2 protein-coding genes are annotated in these 20,481 nt (G+C 70.4%); both read right to left on the bottom strand.

Annotation, left to right across the window (positions count from 1 at the left end; genetic code table 11):
* Positions 1 to 50 precede the first annotated feature (50 nt).
* Complete coding sequence (locus ACWD5F_RS41600) at positions 51 to 6,623, bottom strand: amino acid adenylation domain-containing protein (protein WP_451261393.1); 6,573 nt, start codon at positions 6,621 to 6,623, stop codon at positions 51 to 53.
* A 34-nt stretch (positions 6,624 to 6,657) separates the two neighbouring features.
* On the bottom strand, positions 6,658 to 20,475 hold the full coding sequence (locus tag ACWD5F_RS41595) for an amino acid adenylation domain-containing protein (protein WP_451261392.1): 13,818 nt from the start codon (positions 20,473 to 20,475) through the stop codon (positions 6,658 to 6,660).
* Positions 20,476 to 20,481: the final 6 nt, after the last annotated feature.

Raw genomic sequence — 20,481 nt, 5'->3', positions numbered from 1 at the left:
CGAATGTCCAACTGACCAATTCCGGGGGGAAATACGGGGGTGCCGGAATCTCACTCCTTTTCGGCGCGGACGTATTTCCCGAGTTTCTCGGTGAGGACGCGTCCGATGTGCGCGGCCGGGGTGGGCTTGAGCATCTCCTTGTGGCGGGCGGCGATCTCGTGCGACTCGACGTCTCCGCCGACGTACGGCGCCCAGCTCGCGACGGCCTCCCGTACGGGCTTGTCCTCGGGGCGGTCCTGCGTCGCGACGAAGACCAGCAGGTCGCCGCGGATGTGACCCGGTGTGTGGTCCGGCATGAATCCGGCCGTGTTCTGGATGACCTTCCTGACGTTCTCCAGCGCCGGGCCGCTCACACCGGTGATGTCCTGGCCGCCGGGGCCGCGCTGCATCCGCCGCCCGCTGTCCCGTCCTTCGGGTGTCTCCTCGTCGTCGTAGGTGTACAGGGACGTGCCGACGCCGTTCCGGGGATAGGCGTCGAGCATCGCGAGGAGGGCCACTTCCTCGCCCAGTTCCTCCAGCCGGGCGGCCACGGCGTGGGCGAGGACCCCGCCGAGTGACCAACCGAGCAGGTGGTAGGGGCCGGTGGTCTGCACCGAGCGGATCTGCTCGGCGTAGTCCGCCGCCATCTCCTCGATGCTGTCCGCCGGCGGTTCGGCGCCGGTCAGACCGCGTGCCTGGACGCCGTAGACCGGCAGGTCCTGCGGCAGGTACTGGAGGAGGGCGGCGTAGATCCAGCTCAGGCCGGTCGTCTCGTGCAGGCAGAACAGCGGCGGGCGGTCGCCCGTGGCGCGCAGGGGGAGCAGCACTTCCAGCTCCCGGCTGTCGGTGACCGTGCGCCGGGCCCGGGATGTCCTGTCCCGCTCCTCGCCGGGGTCGCGCAGTACGAGCAGCCCGGCCGAACTCCGCCGCGCCCGTTCCCCGGTCCGCAGCATCCGCTCGCCCGGCCGTCCGTAAGGGGAGGCGACGAAGCGTTCGGCGGTCAGGGAGGCGCCGCCCGTGAGTCCGCGGGACAGCGGGGTGCCGGTCACATAGACGTCGCCCGCGACCCCCGGCGGAACCGGGCGCAGCAGGTCGTCCAGGACGAGTGCCCGGCTGCCGTGCACGGGCCTGCCCGCCGGAAGGCGCGCCGGCGCCGAGTCGCCGGGCAGCGGCCGGTGTTCGAGCCACGGCCCCGCCGTCCCGACCCCGGCGAGGCTGCTCACCAGCGGGGTCCGCGGATGCAGGTCCAGCCACTCGCGGGCCTCGTCGTCGACGACCGGCCGACCGTTCTCCACCACCGTGACCTCGGCGAACGGACGGTGTCCCGCCTCCGGCCCGATGACCTTCCGCAGCCGCTCGCGGGTGGTGACGAGGGTCGTGTCCTGCCCGTCGGCCAGGGCCACCGCGTCCTCTCCCGGCACGACGAACCGGACGCCACCGCCCGCGCTCAGCGACGCGAGCAGCGGTACGAGGAACGCGCCGACGGGAGCGCGCGCGTCCAGCAGTGCGGGTGCGGTGCCGGTGACCGCGGTACGCAACCGGTGCGCCGTCTGGTGCAGCAGCGCCCGGTGGTCGACGACCGAGCCGGGAACGGAGCCGTCCGCCACCGGCGCGTCGAGAACGACGGCAGCCTGACCGGGCCGGGAGGACGCCGGCACGGCCCCCTCACTCGCCACCAGGGCAGGGAACTCCGCGCCCTCCTGAGTCAGGTCGTCGATCCACAGCACCGGGATCCTGCTGTCCGCGTTCATCCGCCCCGCCATGGCCGCCGTGCAGACCAGCGCGGCGGGCCGACTGCGCGGCCCCGGACCGTCCGCGCCGCCGATGAACGGCCGGGTCGGATCGACGAAGGAGCACACACCACCGGCCTTCAGTACGCCGATCAGGGCGACGGTGAAGCCCACCCCGGGCGGCAGCATCACGATGACCCGCTGCTCCGCACCCACGCCCCGCCGGGACAGCCGGCGCGCGAGCAGGTCGGTCACCGAGTCCAGCGCCCGGTAACTCAGCACCCCGTCCTGCCCCTTCACCGCGACGTCCTCCGGCGTCCGTGCCACCTGCTCGGCGAGCAGACCGAGCACGGTGTCGTGGGCGAGGTCCCCCGCGGGGTCCACGGCCTCTCCGACGAGCCGGCGCCGCTCCTCCTCCCCGAGCAGCACGTCCACCTCGCTCAGCCTCGCCTCCGGATCGGCCGCGACCTGCTCCAGCACCCGAACGAGCCGCTCCGCGAGCGCGGTCGCGGTCGAGGCGTCGAAGAGCTCGGTGGCGTACCGCAGCAGTCCCTCGATGCCGTCGGGCGTGCCGTCCCCGTGGGTGCGCTCGTTCAGCGCGAACCACAGATCCAGCTCGGTGTCGCCACCTACGCCGTCCAGCCTCGTGGTGCGCAGTCCGGGCAGGTCCGCCGCGTCCAGTTCGTCCACGCTCAGGTCGCTGACCTCCACCAGTACCTGGAACACCGGGTGGCGGGCCGCCGAGGCCGGCTGCCCGAGCACGTCCACGAGCCGCTCGAACGGCACGTCCGCGTGCCGCAGAGCCTCCTGGTTCACCTCCCGCACCCGGCGCAGCAGTTCCCGGTACGTCGGATCACCGGACGTGTCGGTCCGCAGCACCAGCGGGTGGGTCAGCGGCCCGACCACGCCCTCCAGGTCACCCTCCTCGTAACGCCGCGAGAGCCGGGTTCCGAGCACGATGTCGTCACCGGCACCGAGCCGCGTCAACAGCAGCGCCAGGGCTGCCTGTACGGCCATGGAGGCCGAGGCGTCCTCGGCTTCGGCGGTCTCCACCAGCCGGTCGTGCGCGTCCGCGTCGAGGCTCAGCGGCACGGACCCGGTCCGGTGGTCGGCCAGCACCGGTCGCGGCCGGTCGAACGGCAGCGGCAGCTCCGGCTCCAGATCGGCCAGCCGTTCCTTCCAGTAGGTGAGCTGGTCGCTGACGAGACTGTCCGGTTCCTCCGCGCCCCGCAGCAGCTCCCGCTCCCACAGCGCGTAGTCGGCGAACTGGAGCGACAGCGCGGCCCGTTCAGGCTTGCGCCCCGTCCGGCGGGCACCGTAGGCGGCGGCCAGGTCACGGACGACGATCTCCAGCGAGGCGTCGTCGGCGGCGATCCGGTGCACGACCAGCAACAGCACGTGCTCCGTGTCGGACAGTTCGAACAGGTCGGCCGCCCAGGGCAGTTGACGCGCCAGATCGAACTCGCGACCCGAGCGTTCGGCGAGCAGTCCGGCGAGTTCCTCCTCGCCGGCGCGGGTCACGGACAGCGCGGGCCTGGCCGCGACGTCGTCGGCGTCCAGGACCTGCTGACGCAGGTCGTCGGCTCGCCCGCCGGTGAACCGCGTGCGCAGAATCTCGTGCCGCACGGCGACGTCCCCGAGCGCCGCCTCCAGTGCCGACCGGTCCAGAGCGCCACTGAGCCGCAGGGCGACCGAACTCCGATGGGCACCACCTGCCTCCTCGGCCAGGCCGGCCATTAGCCAGGTGCGCTGTTGTTCCACCGAGACCGGTATCTCCTCCGGCCGCTCGGCCGGCCCGAGCTCCGGCCGTGCCTTCGCCGCGAGCATGCGGGCCACACCCACGGGCGTCGACGCGCCGAAGAACTGCCGCATGCTCAGGTCGGAACCGAGTTCCTCCCGGATACGCGCGGCGAGCCGCATCGCCAGCCCCGAATCACCGCCCAGGTCGAAGAAGTTGTCGTCGACGCCGACCCGCTCCAGTTCCAGCACCTCAGCGAAGAGCGCGCACAGCTTCTCCTCCGTCTCCCCGACCGGCGCACTGTCCGAGACCCGTCCCGCGAAGTCGGGGGCGGGCAGGGCGGCCCGGTCGATCTTGCCGTTGGGAGTAAGAGGCAGAGCGTCGAGGACGAGGAGCGCGGCCGGGACCATGTACTCCGGGAGGCGATCGGCGAGATGCGCGCGGACCTGGCGCATGTCGATGTCCTGCCCTTGGCTCTCGGCCCGGCTCTGCGGGACGAGGTAGCCGACCAGTTGTTTGTCGCCGGGGCCGTCCTCACGCGCGACGACCGCGGCTTGGGCAACGGATGGGTGGGCGGTCAACACGGCTTCGATCTCGCCGAGTTCGATACGGAAGCCTCGTACCTTCACCTGGGCGTCCGCGCGGCCGATGAACGACAGTTCGCCGTCGGTGTTCCAGCGGGCCAGGTCACCCGAGCGGTACATGCGCCCGCCGTCCGCGAACGGGCAGGCCACAAACCTCTCCGACGTCAGATCGGCACGGCCGATGTAGCCGCGGGCCAGACCCGCACCCGTGACATACACCTCACCCGTGATCCCGGGCGGCACCGGACGCAGAAAGGAATCCAGCACGAACACACGGGAGTTGGACAACGGACGACCAATAGCCGGCGCCTCGCGGGTCGATTGGATGTCGTCGGCGACAGGACCGGCGGTGACCATGACGGTGGCTTCGGTGGGCCCGTAGGTGTTCCATATCTTCGCCGTCGGCGCCCACTTCGCAGCGAGGTCGGCACTGAGGCGCTCCGCACCCAGCACCCAGGACTTCATGCCGGAGACCTGCTCCGGGTCGAGGACTCCGAGGAGGGACGGGACCACGCTGGCCGTGCTCACCCCGTGCGCGGCGATCATCCCGGCCAGTGCGCCGGGCTGGGCCCGCTCTTCACCGGTGGCGATCGCCAGCGTGCCACCCGAACCCAGGACCACCGCCACGTCCAGGATCGCCGCATCGAAGCTGAACGAGGCGAACTGGAGCGTCGCCACGCCAGGGCCCGCGCCCAGGGCGGGCGCCATCGCCTGGACGAGGTTCACCACACCGCGATGGGCGACCGCGACACCCTTGGGGCGGCCCGTCGAGCCCGACGTGTAGATGACGTAGGCCAGTTGAGTCGGATCCGCGACTCCAGGGAGATCCTCGTCTCCGGTGATGGCCGGGACCTCTTCGAGGAGAACGACACGGGCCGGGCCGGCCGGCACCCGGGCGAGGGTCTCTGCCGTGGCCAGGACCACAGCCGCACCACTGTTTTCGACCATGTACCGCAGCCGGTCCGAGGGATAGCCAGCGTCAAGGGGTACGAAGGCGCCGCCGGCCTTCCACACCGCCAGCTCCGCGACCACCATGTCGACACCGCGTGGCAGGCACAGACCCACCACGCGTTCACGACCTACACCAGCACCCGCCAGGAACCGAGCAAGCCGATCCGACCGCTCATCCAACTCCGCATACGACAACGCCTCGACACCCGAGCGAACCGCCACCGCCCCCGGCGTCGCCCGCACATGAGAACCAAACAGATCCAGCAAGGTCCCGTCCGGGAACGACCGCCGCGTGTCGTTGAACTCCCCCACCACAGAAGCGCGTTCACGCTCGTCCAGTACGTCGATGGAGGCGACCCGCGTCGCAGGATCAGCGACCACCTGCTCCAGCACCCGGACCACTCGCCGGAAGATCGACTCCGCGGTGGTCTCGTCGAAGAGGTCGGGACGGTAGTCCAGTTTGAAGCGCAGCCGCGGACCCGGGGTGACGACCAGGGTGATCGGATAGTGGGACGCGTCGCGCGCCATGCCCGACGGCCTGATGGACACGGCGTCGGGGAGGGCCGGTGCGGCAGGCGGGGCCGGGAAGCTCTCGTACAGGACGAGCGAGTCGAACACGGCTCCGGGGCCGGACAGCTTCTGGATCTCCGAAAGTCCCATGTACTGGTAGGACATGAGCCCGGTCTGTCGTTCCTGCAGCCGTTGCAGCAGGTCGAGCACCGACTGCGTGCCGTCGAGGGCGACCCGTACCGGGAGTGTGTTGATGAGGAGTCCCACCATCGATTCCACGCCCGGCAGTTCGGCGGGCCGACCGGCCACCGTCGCTCCGAAGACGACGTCGTCGCGTCCGGCCAGCCGCGCCAGCACGAGTGCCCACGCTCCCTGCACCACCGTGTTCATGGTGAGGCCGTGGGCGCGGGCGAGGTCCCCGAGGGCACGCGTGGTGTCCTCGGGGAGTTCGCCGAAGACATGGTCAGGGAAGACGGGGGCCCGGGTGGGGTCCGCCGGTGCGACCAGGGTCGGTTCGTCGGCGCCGGACAACTCCGTTCGCCAGGCGGTCCTCGCCTCCTCCTTGTCCTGGCGTGCCAGCCAGCTCATGTACTGGCCGTAGGACGGGGCCCGACGCAGGCGTGAGGCGTCGCCGTCGGCCGCGTAGATCGCGGACAGTTCGCCGAGCAGGACAGGCATGGACCAGCCGTCCATCAGGACGTGATGGAACGTCATGATCAGACGGTGCCGGTTCTCTCCGAGCCGGATGAACAGCAGCCGCAACAAGGGTGCGGTCGCCAGGTCGAACCGCTCGGCGAGTTCCTCCGCCGCCAGCCGCTCCACCTCGGCCGCCGCCTCGCCCGCGGTCAGCTGCGAGACGTCCGTCTCGCGCCAGGGCAGCTTCACCTCGCGGGCGACGACCTGGACCATCTGGCCGCCGCTGACCTGACGGAAGCAGGCACGCAGGGCCGCGTGGCGGGCGGCGAGCGCCTGCCAGGAGTCCCTGAACCGGGCCGCGTCGACGGGTCCGTCGACGTCCAGGGCGGACTGCACCGTGTAGACGTCGGGGCCTCCGTCGAAGGCGGCGTGGAACAGCATGCCTTCCTGCAACGGCGACAGCGGCCACACGTCTTCGACAAGGGATCGGGTCATTGCACTCTCTCCTCACAGAGTCTTGCGACTGTGGCTACTGCTGTTCGCCGGCGAGACCGGCTTCGAGTTCCTCGATCTGGCTCTGCGCCAGGCTCAGGAGGGGGAAATCGGAGGGGGTGTGGCCGCCGGCGGCGGGCACGTCGGTGTGTGCGGCAAGTCCGGCGAGTTGATCCGTCCAGGCCGCGCCGAGCGCTTCCGCGTCGGCTGTGTCCAGCGCTCCTTCGGGCCAGCTCAGGGTGAGCGTCAGCTCCGGTCCCTCGGCCGTGTCACGGATGACGGCACCCGCTTCCAGTACGTGCGCCACGGGCATGTCGGCATCGGCGGAACCACCCACGGCGCTGTCCCCGGCCATCTGCCAGGGTCGAGCCGGACCCGCGTCCGCCGAGGCCGCGGCAAACCGGCCCAGGTAGTTGAAGCCGATCTGCGGAGCCGGAGCCGCCGAAAGCACCTGCGCGGTCTCCGGGTTGAGATGGCGCAGGAGTTCGTAGCCCATCCCGTCACCGGGTACTGCGCGGGCCTGCTCCTTGACCGCCTTCACCAGGTCACCGGCCGCGGCTCCGCCCTGGGACACCTCTTCCAGATCGATCTCGGTCACGTCCAACCGGACCGGCTGCACGCTGGTGAACCAACCGACGGTGCGCGACAGTTCGGTACCTTCCAACGGCTCACGGCCATGGCCCTCGATGTCCACGAGCACGCTGCTCAGGTCCGGCCGCCGACTGGCCACCGCGCCGACCAGCGTCGACAACAACACCTCATGGACACCGCAGTGGAACGCCGCAGGCGTACGGCCGGCGAGCGTCGACGCCTGCCCAGCAGGCACCACCCACTCCCGCCGCCGCAACGTACGGGCCACATCCACGACCGGATCCAACGGACGCCGACCCAGGGTGGGCTTGTCCTGTCCCAACAGGGCAAGCCAGGCGTCGAGTTCGGCGGTCCGCTCGGAGCTGAGGGCCTGTTCGGCGAGAACCCCGGCCCAGCGACGGAACGACGTCCCCACCGGATCGACCGCAGCCGAACGACCGGCCACCAGATCCTCATACGCACCCTGCAGATCCGGCAGCAGAATCCGCCACGAGACTCCGTCCACCGCCAAGTGGTGCACCACCAGAGTCAGTCGGCCCACCTGGCCCGGACCCGCGTCCACCCATACGACCTGGACCATGACCCCGGCCGCCGGATCGAGCCGGCCCACTGCCGCACGAGCCGCACGCCCCGCCACCGCGTCCAACTCCTCGGCGCCCGCCTCGACCCGGGTGATCAGGACCGACGGATCAACGGAACCGGGCTCGTCCACGATCAGCTTCGACTCTCCGCCGGCCACCCGCGCCCGCAACATGCCGTGCGTGTTCAGCAGGACGCCCAACGCCTGGCCCAGCGCGTCCGGGTCCAGGTCCGCCGGCGCACCGACCACCACCCACTGCGCGAAGTCAGGGCGTACGACTCGGTCGCCGAGTATCCGCATGACGGGCGTCCACGGCACTTCCCCTTCGGCCACGTCTTCTACGGCGATGTTCGCCTGCGAGTCCGCGGATTCGACGACGTCGGCAAGTCGCTCGACGGTCTTCTCCTCGAAGATCTGCCGGGGAGTGATCACCAGACCGGCCTTACGAGCACGCGACGCCAACTGCATCGACATGATCGAGTCCCCACCCAACTCGAAGAAGCTGTCGTCCGCGCCGACCCGCTCCAGCCCCAAGGACTCGGCGAACAGCGCGCACAGCAACTCCTCCAACTCACCCACAGGCGCTCGTCCCACGGCCCGTTCCGCGAAGTCGGGAGCGGGCAGCGCGGCCCGGTCCACCTTGCCGTTCGGGGTCAGGGGGAGGGTGTCGAGAACCATCACGGCCGTCGGCACCATGTACTCCGGCAGGCGGTCCCGCAGGAAGTCGCGCAGGACGGCGGGCAGTTCGTCCTTCCGCCGTGCGGCGTCCGTGGTGGGGTCGGCCACCGCGTAGGCGATCAACCGGTCGTCTCCTGGGTGGTCCCGGCGTACGGTGACCGCGGCCTGGGCGACGAACGGGTGGGTGGCCAGGACCGTCTCGATCTCACCCGGTTCGACGCGGTGGCCGCGGACCTTGACCTGGTCGTCGGCCCGGCCCACGAAGAGGAGTTCACCGTCGTCGGTCCAGCGGACCACGTCTCCGGTGCGGTACATCCGCTCGCCCGAGGCGAACGGAGAAGCCACGAACCGCCCCGATGTCAGTGCCGGTCGGCCGAGGTAGCCCCGCGTCAACCCGGCGCCGGTCACATAGAGTTCGCCAGCCGTGCCGGGCGGCACCGGCAGCAGGAACGGGTCGAGGACGAAGGTACGGACGTTGGAGATCGGGCGCCCCACGGGCACCAGGTCCGCACCCGGCGTCAGCGGCTCGCTCATGGTGGCGCAGACGGTCACTTCCGTCGGGCCGTACGCGTTCACCATGCGCCGGTCCCGTGACCAACGGTCCACGACTCCGACGGGGCAGGCCTCTCCGGCCACGACAACTGTCCTGAGTTCAGGAGGCAGTTCGTCCTCCACGGCGAGGACGGTCGGGGGCACGGTGACATGGGTGGCGCCGGTTTCGCGCAGCGCTTCGGACAGGGACACCTGTGGTGGCAGCCGGTCCGGTGCGGCAACAGCGACCGACGCGCCTGACAGCAGGGCCATGCACAGTTCGGAGACGGCCGCGTCGAAGCTGACCGACGCGAACTGCAGCACGCGGGACTCCGGTCCCACGGCGAAGCGCTCGATCTGTGCCTGCGCGAGATTGCCGAGTCCGGCGTGGGGGACGATGACGCCCTTGGGCGTGCCCGTGGAACCCGACGTGTAGATCACGTACGCCGCATGATCCGGCCGCAAACCGGCCAACCGCTCCCCGTCAGCCACGGGACCACCGGGCAGACCGGCCAACTGGGCCTGCACCGCCGGATCATCCAGCACCACTACCCGGCCCGCGAACCCGGCCGGCACCACACCCCGCGTCCCCGACGTGCACACCACCACCGACGGATCCGCGTCCCCCAGCACGAACGCCACCCGCTCCGCCGGATAACCCACATCCACCGGAACAAAACAACCACCCGCCATCGACACGCCCAGCAACGACACGACCATCGCCACCGACCGCTCCACCACCACCCCCACCCGAGACTCAGGACCCACACCCAACCCCACCAACAAACGACCCAACCGAGCCGCCTCCACCTCCAACTCCCCATACGACAACGCCTCGTTGCCGCCCACCACGGCCACCGCGTCCCGCGACACCGACACCTGAGCAGCGAACAGCTCCGGCAACACCTCAGGCACCCACGGCACCGCCGTACGGTTCCACCCCTCCACCACCAGCTCACGACCAGCCGTACCCACCCGTCCCACCAACTGGGAAGAGTCCGCGACGAACTGCTCCAACACACCCACGAACGACGCCAACACCTCATCCGCCCGCGCCCGACCCAGCACATCCGGCCGATAGATCAGGTCGCCCTGCATGGGGTCGCCGGGGGCGACGATCAGCGTGAGGGGGTAGTGGCCTGTGTCCTCCGGTACGTCGGCCGGGCGGATGGTGATCGCATCGGCCCCGGTGTGGGGTTCGCTGGTGGCGCGCGGGTAGTTCTCGTAGACCACCAACGTGTCGAAGGACGCCCCCTCACCCACCCACTGATTGATCTCCTGCAACCCCACATGCTGATGCGACATCAACGCCGACTGGCGCTCCTGGAGATCCGCCAGCAGATCGAGGAGGGGCTGAGCGCCGTCGAGGCGAATCCGGACCGGCAGGGTGTTGATGAAGAGGCCGATCATGGACTCCACACCGGGCAGTTCGGGAGGCCGGCCGGCCACCGTCGCTCCGAAGACGACGTCCTCCCGCCCGGCCAGTCGCGCAAGCACCAACGCCCACGCACCCTGCACCACCGTGTTCACCGTGAGGCCATGGGTTCGCGCCAGCTCAGCAAGTCCCCGCGACAGTTCGTCCTCCAGCGAGAACCGCACCCGCTCCGGCACCACCACCGACCGCACCGACTCCGCCGACACCACCAACGTCGGCCCGTCGACGCCCGCCAACTCCCTTTCCCACGCCGCCCGCGCGGCCTCCTTGTCCTGCACCGCCAGCCACGCCAGATACTCCCGATACGACCCCACTGCAGGCAGCCCACGCCCACTGCCACCGGCCGCATACGCCGCCGACACCTCACCCACCAACACCGGCAACGACCACCCATCCAGCACGATGTGATGACTCGTCACCGTCATCCGGTATCGCTCCGCCGCCAGCCGCACGACCAGCACGCGTACCAACGGCGCCTGGGTCAAGTCGAAGCGTTCAGCACGCTCTCGCGCGGACAACCGCTCGACCTCGGCCCTCGCTTCGGTTTCGGTGAGCATGGAGACGTCGGCCTCGGTCCAGGGGACTACCGCCAGGCCCGACACCGCTTGGACAGCGCCGCCCGACACCGCGACACCTGGATGGAAACTCGCCCTCAACACCGGATGCCGCACAACGACGACCCCCCACGCCGACCGCAACCGGGCCACGTCCAGGGGTCCTTCGACGATCAGCGAACGCTGCCCCTCATACACATCAGGACCGTCCTGATCAAAAGCAGCGTGGAACAGCAGCCCCTCCTGCAACGGCGACAACGGCCACACATCCACCAAGTCCGGAACCACAGCCTCAAGCTCCACCACACCCGCCTGCGCAACCTCCACCAACGGGAAGTCCGACGGCGTATGACCACCCGCACCATGAGTGGTGGTGTGTGCGGCGAGTCCGGCGAGTTGGTCGGTCCAAGCCGCGCCGAGGGCGTCCGCGTCGGCTGTGTCCAGCGCTCCGTCGGGCCAGCTGAGGGTGAGCGTCAGCTCAGGCCCCTCGGCCGTGTCACGGATGACGGCACCCGCTTCCAGTACGTGCGTCACCGGCATGTCGGGGTCGGCAGAACCGCCGACCGCGCTCTCCCCCGCCATCTGCCAGGGTCGAGCCGGACCCGCGTCCGCCGAGGCCGCCGCGAACCGGCCCAGGTAGTTGAAGCCGATCTGCGGAGCCGGGGCAGCCGAGAGCACCTGCGCGGTCTCCGGGTTGAGATGGCGCAGCAGGTCGTGACCCATCCCGTCACCGGGTACGGCATGGGTCTGCTCCTTGACCGTCTTGAGGATCTGGCCTGCCGCGACACCACCAGCGACGGCGTCGGCCAGGTCGATGCCGGTCACGTCGAGACGGACTGGCCGCACGCTGGTGAACCAGCCGACGGTGCGCGACAGTTCGGTCCCTTCCAACGGCTCACGACCGTGGCCCTCGATGTCCACGAGCACGCTGCTCAGGTCCGGCCGCCGACTGGCCACCGCACCGGCCAGCGTGGACAACAGCACCTCATGCACACCGCAGTGGAACGCCACCGGCGTACGACCGGCGAGCATCGCCGCCTGCCCGGCAGGCACCACCCACTCACGGCGCCGCAACGTGCCGGCCACATCCACGGCCGGATCCAGCGACCGACGGCCCAGCGTCGGACTCTCCTCGCCCAACAGGGCAAGCCAGGCGTCGAGTTCGGCGGTCCGCTCGGGGCTGACGGCCTGCTTGGCGAGAACCCCGGCCCAGCGACGGAAGGACGTCCCCACCGGATCGAGTACGGGGGTCCGGCCGGCGGCCAGTTCCTCGTACGAAGCCTGAAGATCCGGCAGCAGGATCCGCCAGGACACCCCGTCCACCACCAAGTGATGGACCACGAATGCAAGTCGGCCCACCTGATCCGGACCCGCGTCCACCCATACGACCTGAACCATCACCCCAGCCGCCGGATCAAGACGACCCGCCGCCGCACGAGCCGCACGCCCCGCCACCGCGTCCAACTCCTCGGCGCCTGCCCCAACCCGAGTGATCAGGACCGACGGATCCACCGAACCCGGCTCGTCCACGATCAGCTTCGACTCACTGCCGGCCACCCGTGCCCGCAACATGCCGTGCGCGTCCAGGAGCACGCCTACAGCTCGGGCCAAGACCTGAAGGTCCAGGTCTGCCGGGGCGCCCGTCACCACCCACTGCGCGTTCCTCGGAAGAGCGGCCCGCTCCCCTATCGCACGCATGGCGGGCGTCCAGGGAACGTCCCCCACGGCCACGTCGTCCTCGTCGACGATCTCGGCGTCTTCGGCGGACTCGACCACCCGCGCGAGTCGTTCGACCGTCTTCTCCTCGAAGATCTGTCGGGGCGTGATCACCAGCCCCGCGCGGCGTGCCCTCGACGCCAACTGCATCGACATGATCGAGTCCCCGCCCAACTCGAAGAACCCGTCGTCCGCACCCACCCGCTCCAGCCCGAGGATCTCGGCGAACAGGCCGGACAGCTTCTCTTCCGTCTCTCCCACGGGCGCCCGGCCCGAGGCCCCTGCGCTGAGTTCGGGGGCAGGCAAGGCGGCCCGGTCGATCTTGCCGTTGACGGTGAGGGGCAGTGCGTCCAACGACACGAAGGCCGTCGGGACCATGTACTCGGGCAGGGCTTCACCGACGTACTCGCGGAGCTCCGGGACCTCGGCGCCGTGCGTCTGTGGGACGACGTAAGCGACGAGTTGCTTGTCGCCGGGACCGTCCTCACGTGCGACGACCGCAGCCTGGGCAACAGCCGGGTGAGCGGTCAACACAGCTTCGATCTCGCCGAGTTCGATACGGAAACCCCGCACCTTCACCTGCGCGTCCGCGCGGCCGATGAACGACAGCTCACCGTCGGCGTTCCAGCGGGCCAGATCCCCCGAGCGGTACATACGCCCGCCGTCCGCGAACGGGCAAGCCACAAACCGCTCCGACGTCAGATCGGCACGCGAGACATAGCCACGGGCCAGACCCGCACCCGTCACATACACCTCGCCCGTGATCCCCGGAGGCACCGGACGCAGGAAAGAATCCAGCACGAACACACGCGAGTTGGACAACGGACGGCCAATAGACGGCGCCTCGTCCGCTGCCGCGATCCGGGCATCGACCCGACCAGCCGTGACCATGACCGTGGCCTCGGTGGGGCCATACGTGTTCCACACCCTCGCCGTCGGCGCCCAACGCGCCGCCAGATCCGAGGTGAGGCGCTCCGCACCCAGCACCCAGGACTTCATGCCGGAGACCTGCTCGGGGTCGAGGACTCCCAGCAGAGACGGCACGACACTGGCCGTGCTTACGCCGTGCGCGGCGATCATCCCGGCCAGCGCGCCTGGCTCCGCCCGCTCTTCGCTGGTGGCGATCGCCAGCGTCCCACCCGAACCCAACACCACCGCCACATCCAGAATCGCCGCATCAAAACTGAACGACGCGAACTGCAACGTCACCACACCAGGACCCGCACCCAGAGCAGGCGCCATCGCCTGCACCAGGTTCACCACACCACGATGGCCAACCGCGACACCCTTGGGGCGGCCCGTTGAGCCCGACGTGTAGATGACGTAGGCCAGTTGACCTGCCTCTGCGACTCCAGGGAGATCCTCGTCCCCGGTCTCAGCCGGCACCTCTTCGAGGAGAACGACACGGGCCGGGCCGGCCGGCACCCGGGCAAGAGTCTCCGCCGTAGCCAGCACCACACCCGCACCACTGTCCTCCACCATGAACCGCAGCCGGTCCGACGGATAGTCAGCATCCAGCGGCACGAAGGCACCCCCGGCCTTCCACACCGCCAACTCCGCGACCACCATGTCGACACCGCGTGGCAGGCACAGACCCACCACCCGCTCACGGCCTACACCGGCACCCACCAAGAACCGCGCCAGACGATCCGACCGCTCATCCAACTCCGCATACGACAAAACCTCGTCGCCGCAACGAACCGCCACCGCCTCCGGCGTCGCCCGCACATAAGAAGCAAACAGATCCAGCAGCGAGTCACCGTCCACGGATTGCCGCGTGTCGTTGAACTCTCCGACCACCGACGCCAGTTCGCTCACCTCCGTCACATCGACAGAGGCAACCCGCAACGAAGGATCAGCGACGACCTGCTCCAACACCCGCACCAACCGCCGCCCCACAGCATCCGCCTCCGCCCGGGAGAACAGATCCGGGCGATAGGTGAGGCGGACCTGGAGGCGTTCCGTCGGGGCGATTCCCACGGCCAGGGGGTAGTGCGTGCCGGCCAGGGTGTCCAACTGGTGGATGGATACGGCGTCGTCGTCCCGGTCGGTGGAGGAGAGGTCGACCGAGTTCCGGGGGTAGTTCTCGAACATGAGCATGGTGTCGAAGGAGGCGCCGGGGCCTGCCACGCCTTGGATCTCGGCCAGACCCATGTGCTGATGAGCCATCAGCTTGGTCTGTCGGTCCTGGAGGTCGGTCAACGTCTCCAGGACCGACCGTGCGCCGTCCAACCGCACCCGCACCGGAAGCGTGTTGATGAACAAGCCGATCATCGACTCCACACCCGGCAACTCCGGAGGCCGACCGGCCACCGTCGCCCCGAAGACGACGTCCTCCCGCCCCGCCAACCGCGCCAACACCAACGCCCACGCACCCTGCACCACCGTGTTCACCGTCAGACCATGCGCGCGGGCAAGCGCCGCGAGGCCGCGAGTGGCCTCCCGTGAGAGGTCGACCGAGGTCTGTTCGGGAACGACGGACACCTTGCCCGGGTCGGCGGGCGCCACCAGCGTCGACTCCTCGACCCCGGCCAGTTCCGCGCGCCAGGCCTCCCGGGCCGCCGTCCTGTCCTGACGGGCCAGCCACGCCAGGTACTCGCCGTACGACTGCGTCCGCTGAAGTCCGGAGGCGTCGCCTTGAGCGGCGTAGACGGCCGCCACCTCGTTGAGGACGATCGGTGTCGACCAGCCGTCCAGGACGATGTGGTGGCTGGTGACGACCAGCCGGTGTCGGTCGTCGGCGAGGCGGATGAGCAGCAGCCGGAGCAGGGGCGCCCGGGTCAGGTCGAAGCGTTGAGCCGACTCCGCCTCCGCCAGTCGTTCGGCCTCGGCCTCCGCTTCGGTCTCCGGCAGGCCGGAGAGGTCGACCTCGTGCCAGGGCAGTACCGCGCTCTTGGCCACTACCTGGACCGACTCTCCGGTCGCGCACTCGTGGAAGCTCGCGCGAAGGACGGCGTGCCGTGCCACCAGCGCCTCCCACGAGGCCCGCAGCCGACGTGTGTCCAGTGGACCGTCGAGGGCCAACGTCCGCCGGCTCTGGTAGACGTCCGGTCCTTCGTCGTCGTAGGCGGCGTGGAAGAGCATCCCCTCCTGCAACGGCGAGAGCGGCCAGATGTCGACGAGGTCCGGGACCGCCTGTTCCAGCTCGTCCAGCGTCGTGCGGGCCAACTCCACCAGCGGGAAGTCGGAGGGGGTGTGTCCGCCCGCGGTGGGGGTGGCGGTGTGCGCGGCGAGACCGGCCAGCAGGGACGTCCATGCCTCGCCGAGCGCCTCGGCGTCCGCCGCGTCGAGAACACCCTCGGGCCAGCTCAGACTGACCGTCAGTTCCGGACCGGATGCGGTGTCGCGGATGACGGCGCCGGCTTCCAGAGCGTGCGCCAGGGGCATGTCCTGGTCCGCGGAACCGCCGACCGCGCGCTCCCCGGCCATCTGCCAGGGCCGAGCCGGACCCGCGTCCGCCGAGGCCGCGGCAAACCGGCCCAGGTAGTTGAAGCCGATCTGCGGGGACGGGGCCGCCGAGAGCACCTGCGCGGTCTCCGGGTTGAGATGGCGCAGGAGTTCATAACCCATCCCGTCGCCGGGTATGGCGCGGGCCTGCTCCTTGACCACCTTCACCAGGTCACCGGCCGCCGCTCCGCCCTGGGAGACCGCGTCCAGATCGATGCCGGTCACGTCCAGCCGTACCGGCTGCACACTCGTGAACCAGCCCACCGTCCGTGACAGATCGACGTCACCGACCGGCTCGCGACCGTGACCCTCCACATCCACCAACACGCTCGCCGCATCCGGCCGCCACCGGCCCACCGCCCCGGCCAATGTCGACAGCAACACCTCGTGTACACCGCAGTGGAACGCCACCGGTGTACGACCGGCCAACATGGCCGCTTGTTCGGCGGGCACCACCCACTCCCGGCGCCGCAACGTGCCGGCCACATCCACCACCGGATCCAGCGACCGACGGCCCAGCGTCGGGCTCTCCTCGCCCAACAGGGCGAGCCAGTAGTCGAGTTCGGCGGTCCGCTCGGGGCTGACGGCCTGCTCGGCGAGAACCCCGGCCCAGCGTCGGAAGGACGTACCCACCGGATCGAGTACGGGGGTCCGACCGGCGGCCAGATCCTCGTACGCAGCCTGAAGATCCGGCAGCAGGATCCGCGACGACACCCCGTCCACCACCAAGTGATGCACCACCAGAGCCAGTCGGCCCACCCGGCTCGAACCCGCATCCACCCACACGACCTGAACCATCACTCCGGCTGCCGGATCGAGACGGCCCACCGCCGCACGAGCCGCACGCCCCGCTACCGCGTCCAGATCCTCGGTGTCCGCCTCAACTCGAGTGATCAAGCCGGCTCCCTCCACGGAACCCGGCTCGCCCACCACCAGCTTCAACTCGTCTCCGACCACCCGCGCCCGCAACATGTCGTGACCGTTCAGCAGCGCACCCACAGCCCGGCCCAGCACGGCCAGGTCCAGATCCGCCGGCGCACCGGCTGTCACCCACTGCGCGAACCCGGGGCGTGTGCCCCGCTCGCCCAGCGCCCGCATGACAGGCGTCCACGGCACTTCGCCGACGCCCACATCACCGGTACGCGCAGAGCCACTTGCGCCCGTCGCCTCCGCGACCAGCGCCAACCGCTCGACAGTCTTCTCCTCGAAGACCTGCCGAGGCGTGATCACCAGACCCGCCCTACGCGCCCTCGACGCCAACTGCATCGACATGATCGAGTCCCCGCCCAACTCGAAGAACCCGTCATCCGCACCCACCCGCTCCAGCCCGAGAACCTCCCCGAACAGCCCGCACAGCAGCTCCTCGACGGCGCCCACCGGCGTCCGTCCGGACACCTGGCCGGCGAAGTCCGGGGCGGGCAGCGCGGCCCGGTCCACCTTGCCGTTCGACGTCAACGGCAGGGCGTCCAGGACGACCACCACCGCCGGCACCATGTACTCCGGCAGGGCTTCGGCCACGTGCTGCCGTATCAGTGCGGGATCGGCGTCGAGGCCTTCGGGGACCACGTAGCCGACGAGCCGCTTCTCGCCGGGTCGGTCCTGGCGGGCGACGACGACGGCCTGGCCCACGGACGGGTGGGCGGACAACACCGCCTCCACCTCGCCGAGTTCGACCCGGAAGCCGCGGATCTTCACCTGCTCGTCGGCGCGGCCCACGAAGAGCAGTTCACCGTCGTGGGTCCAGCGCACGAGGTCGCCGGTGCGGTACATGCGCTCGCCCGAGGCGAACGGGGAGGCGACGAAGCGGTCCGCCGTGAGCCCCGCGCGCCCCAGGTAGCCACGTGCGAGGCCGGCGCCTGCGATGTACAACTCCCCTGCCACACCCGGCGGTACGGGCTGGAGGAAGGAGTCCAGGACGTAGGTCCGCCGGTTGCCGAGCGGGCGGCCGATGGGGAGCAGGTCCGGCGATGCGTCGCCGGGGTGCAGGACGTGGGAGGTGGCGCAGAGGGTGATCTCGGTCGGGCCGTACAGATGCCTGACCGCGATGTCCGGGTTCACCTCCCGCACACGGCGTACGGAGGTGGCGGGCACCACGTCGCCGCCGGTCAGTACTTCGCGCAGGCCGGAGAGGCTCTCCGGGGACTCCTCGGCGAGCACCCGGAACAGTCCGGCGGTGACGTGCGCGGCCGTCACGCCTTCGGCCACGGCCTGGCGCAGTCGTTGTGCGTCGACCGCACCGGGTCCGGCGACGACCACGCGGCCGCCCGCGGCGAGCGGTACCCATACCTCGAACAGCGAGACGTCGAAGGCGTGCGGGGCGTGCATCAGCACGGCGTCGCCCGGGCCGACCGACCAGCCGCGTTCTCCGACGAGAGCGGCGACGCTGCCGTGCGGCACGGCGACGCCCTTCGGCACACCGGTCGAGCCGGAGGTGTACATCACGTAGGCCAGGTCGTCCGCCGTCGGCAGGTGCGTGCCGCGCACGTGCGGGTCGTCCCCCTGCGGCGGGGTCGCCAGCACGGCCGCCGCCACCGCCGGGGCGTCCAGCACCAGCGCGTCCGGGGCGAGGTGTGCGGGGAGCGCGTGCCGGGTCTGTTCGGTGCAGACCACTGCCACCGGGGCGGAGTCGGTCAGGAGGAACGCGATCCGCTCGGCGGGATAGCCCGTGTCGACGGGTACGTACGCGGCCCCGGCCTTCCAGATCGCCAGGAGGGTCACCAACAGGTCGGCGGACCGGTCCATCAGTACGGCCACACGGTCGCCGCGACCGACGCCCGTACCCGTCAGGTACGCGGCCAGCCGCGCGGAGGCCGTGTCCAACTCCTCGTACGACAGGTGCGTCCGACCGTCCACGACAGCCGTTGCGGTCGGCGCTCGGCGCACCTGAGCGACGAACAGCTCCGGCACGGAGTCGCCGGAGGTCGGGGCCGCCGTGGCGTTCCAGTCGTCGACGACCTGTCGGTGCTCGGACCCGGTCACCACGCCGAGCCGGCCGACCGGAAGCGAGGGATCGGCCACCATCTGCGTCAGCACCCGCACGAGCCGGTCGAAGACCGACTGTGCGGCATCGCCGTCGAAGAGGTCCGGCCGGTGGTCGAGCTTGACACGCATCGTGTCGCCGGGTGCCACGACCAGCGTGAACGGGTAGTGCGCCGCCTCCTGGCCGCCGGCGAGACGGATCGCGAACCGGTCCGGGCCGGCCGGCCGTGCGGAGGGCAGGGGGTAGTTCTCGTAGACCACGAGGGTGTCGAAGACCGCGCCGGGACCGGCCAGGCGCTGGATCTCGGTGAGCCCCACGTGCTGGTGGGACATCAACGCCGACTGGCGCGCCTGGAGATCCGTCAGCAGGTCGAGGACGGGCTGAGTTCCGTCGAGGCGCACCCGCACCGGAAGGGTGTTGATGAACAGGCCGATCATCGACTCCACACCCGGCAACTCCGGTGGCCGGCCGGCCACCGTCGCCCCGAAGACGACGTCCTCCCGCCCGGCGAGCCTCGCCAGGACCAACGCCCACGCACCCTGCACCACCGTGTTGACGGTCAGCCCGTGCGCGCGGGCCAGGCGCACCATGCCCTGCGCCACGTCCGCGGGGATCTCGGTGATCAGGCTCTCGGGGGTCACCGACGTCCTGCCCGGATCGGCCGGCGCCACCAGCGTCGGCTCGTCGGTGCCCGCCAGTTCCGCCCGCCATGCGGCGCGCGCGGCTTCTTTGTCCTGTGTCGCCAGCCAGGCCAGATAGTCGCGGTAAGGGGTAACCCGAGGGAGCCCGGCGATCGTGCCGGTGTCGGTGTCGGTGCCCGTGGGCAAGGCAGTGGGGGTGGCGGTGGCCTCGTAGATCGTCGTCAGTTCATTGATGAGCACGGGTATCGACCAGCCGTCCATCACCACGTGATGGCTCGTCAGGACCATGCGATGCCGGTCCGCGCCGAGCTTGATCAGCAGCACGCGCAGCAGCGGGGCGGTAGCGAGATCGAAGCGCCGCGCATGCTCCTGGGCCACCAACCGCTCGGCCTCGGCGGCTGCCTCGGCCGTCGGCAACCCGGAGACATCGGCCTCCTGCCACGGCAGTACGACCTTCTGCGCGATGACCTGGACGGCTTCACCCGACTTACGCCGCCGGAAACCCGCGCGGAGCGCCGCGTGCCGGGCGAGCAGCGCCTCCCACGCCCGGCGCAGTCGGTCCGCGTCGAGCGGGCCGATCAGATCGAAGTTCCGTTGTCCCTGGTAGACGTCGGGGCCCTGGTCGTCGAACGCGGCGTGGAAGAGCATCCCCTCCTGCAAAGGCGAGAGCGGCCAGACATCTTCGACACGGGATCGGGTCATCGCTTG

The sequence above is a fragment of the Streptomyces sp. NPDC002499 genome (genome assembly GCF_053595415.1).
Note: the sequence above shows the minus strand (reverse complement) of the source record. Positions and strands in the feature narration are given on the sequence as shown.

Coding starts and splice junctions, on each gene's coding strand:
- ACWD5F_RS41595 (WP_451261392.1), bottom strand. CDS start 20,475: ATGACCCGATCCCGTGTCGAAGATGTCTGGCCGCTCTCGCCTTTGCAG.
- ACWD5F_RS41600 (WP_451261393.1), bottom strand. CDS start 6,623: ATGACCCGATCCCTTGTCGAAGACGTGTGGCCGCTGTCGCCGTTGCAG.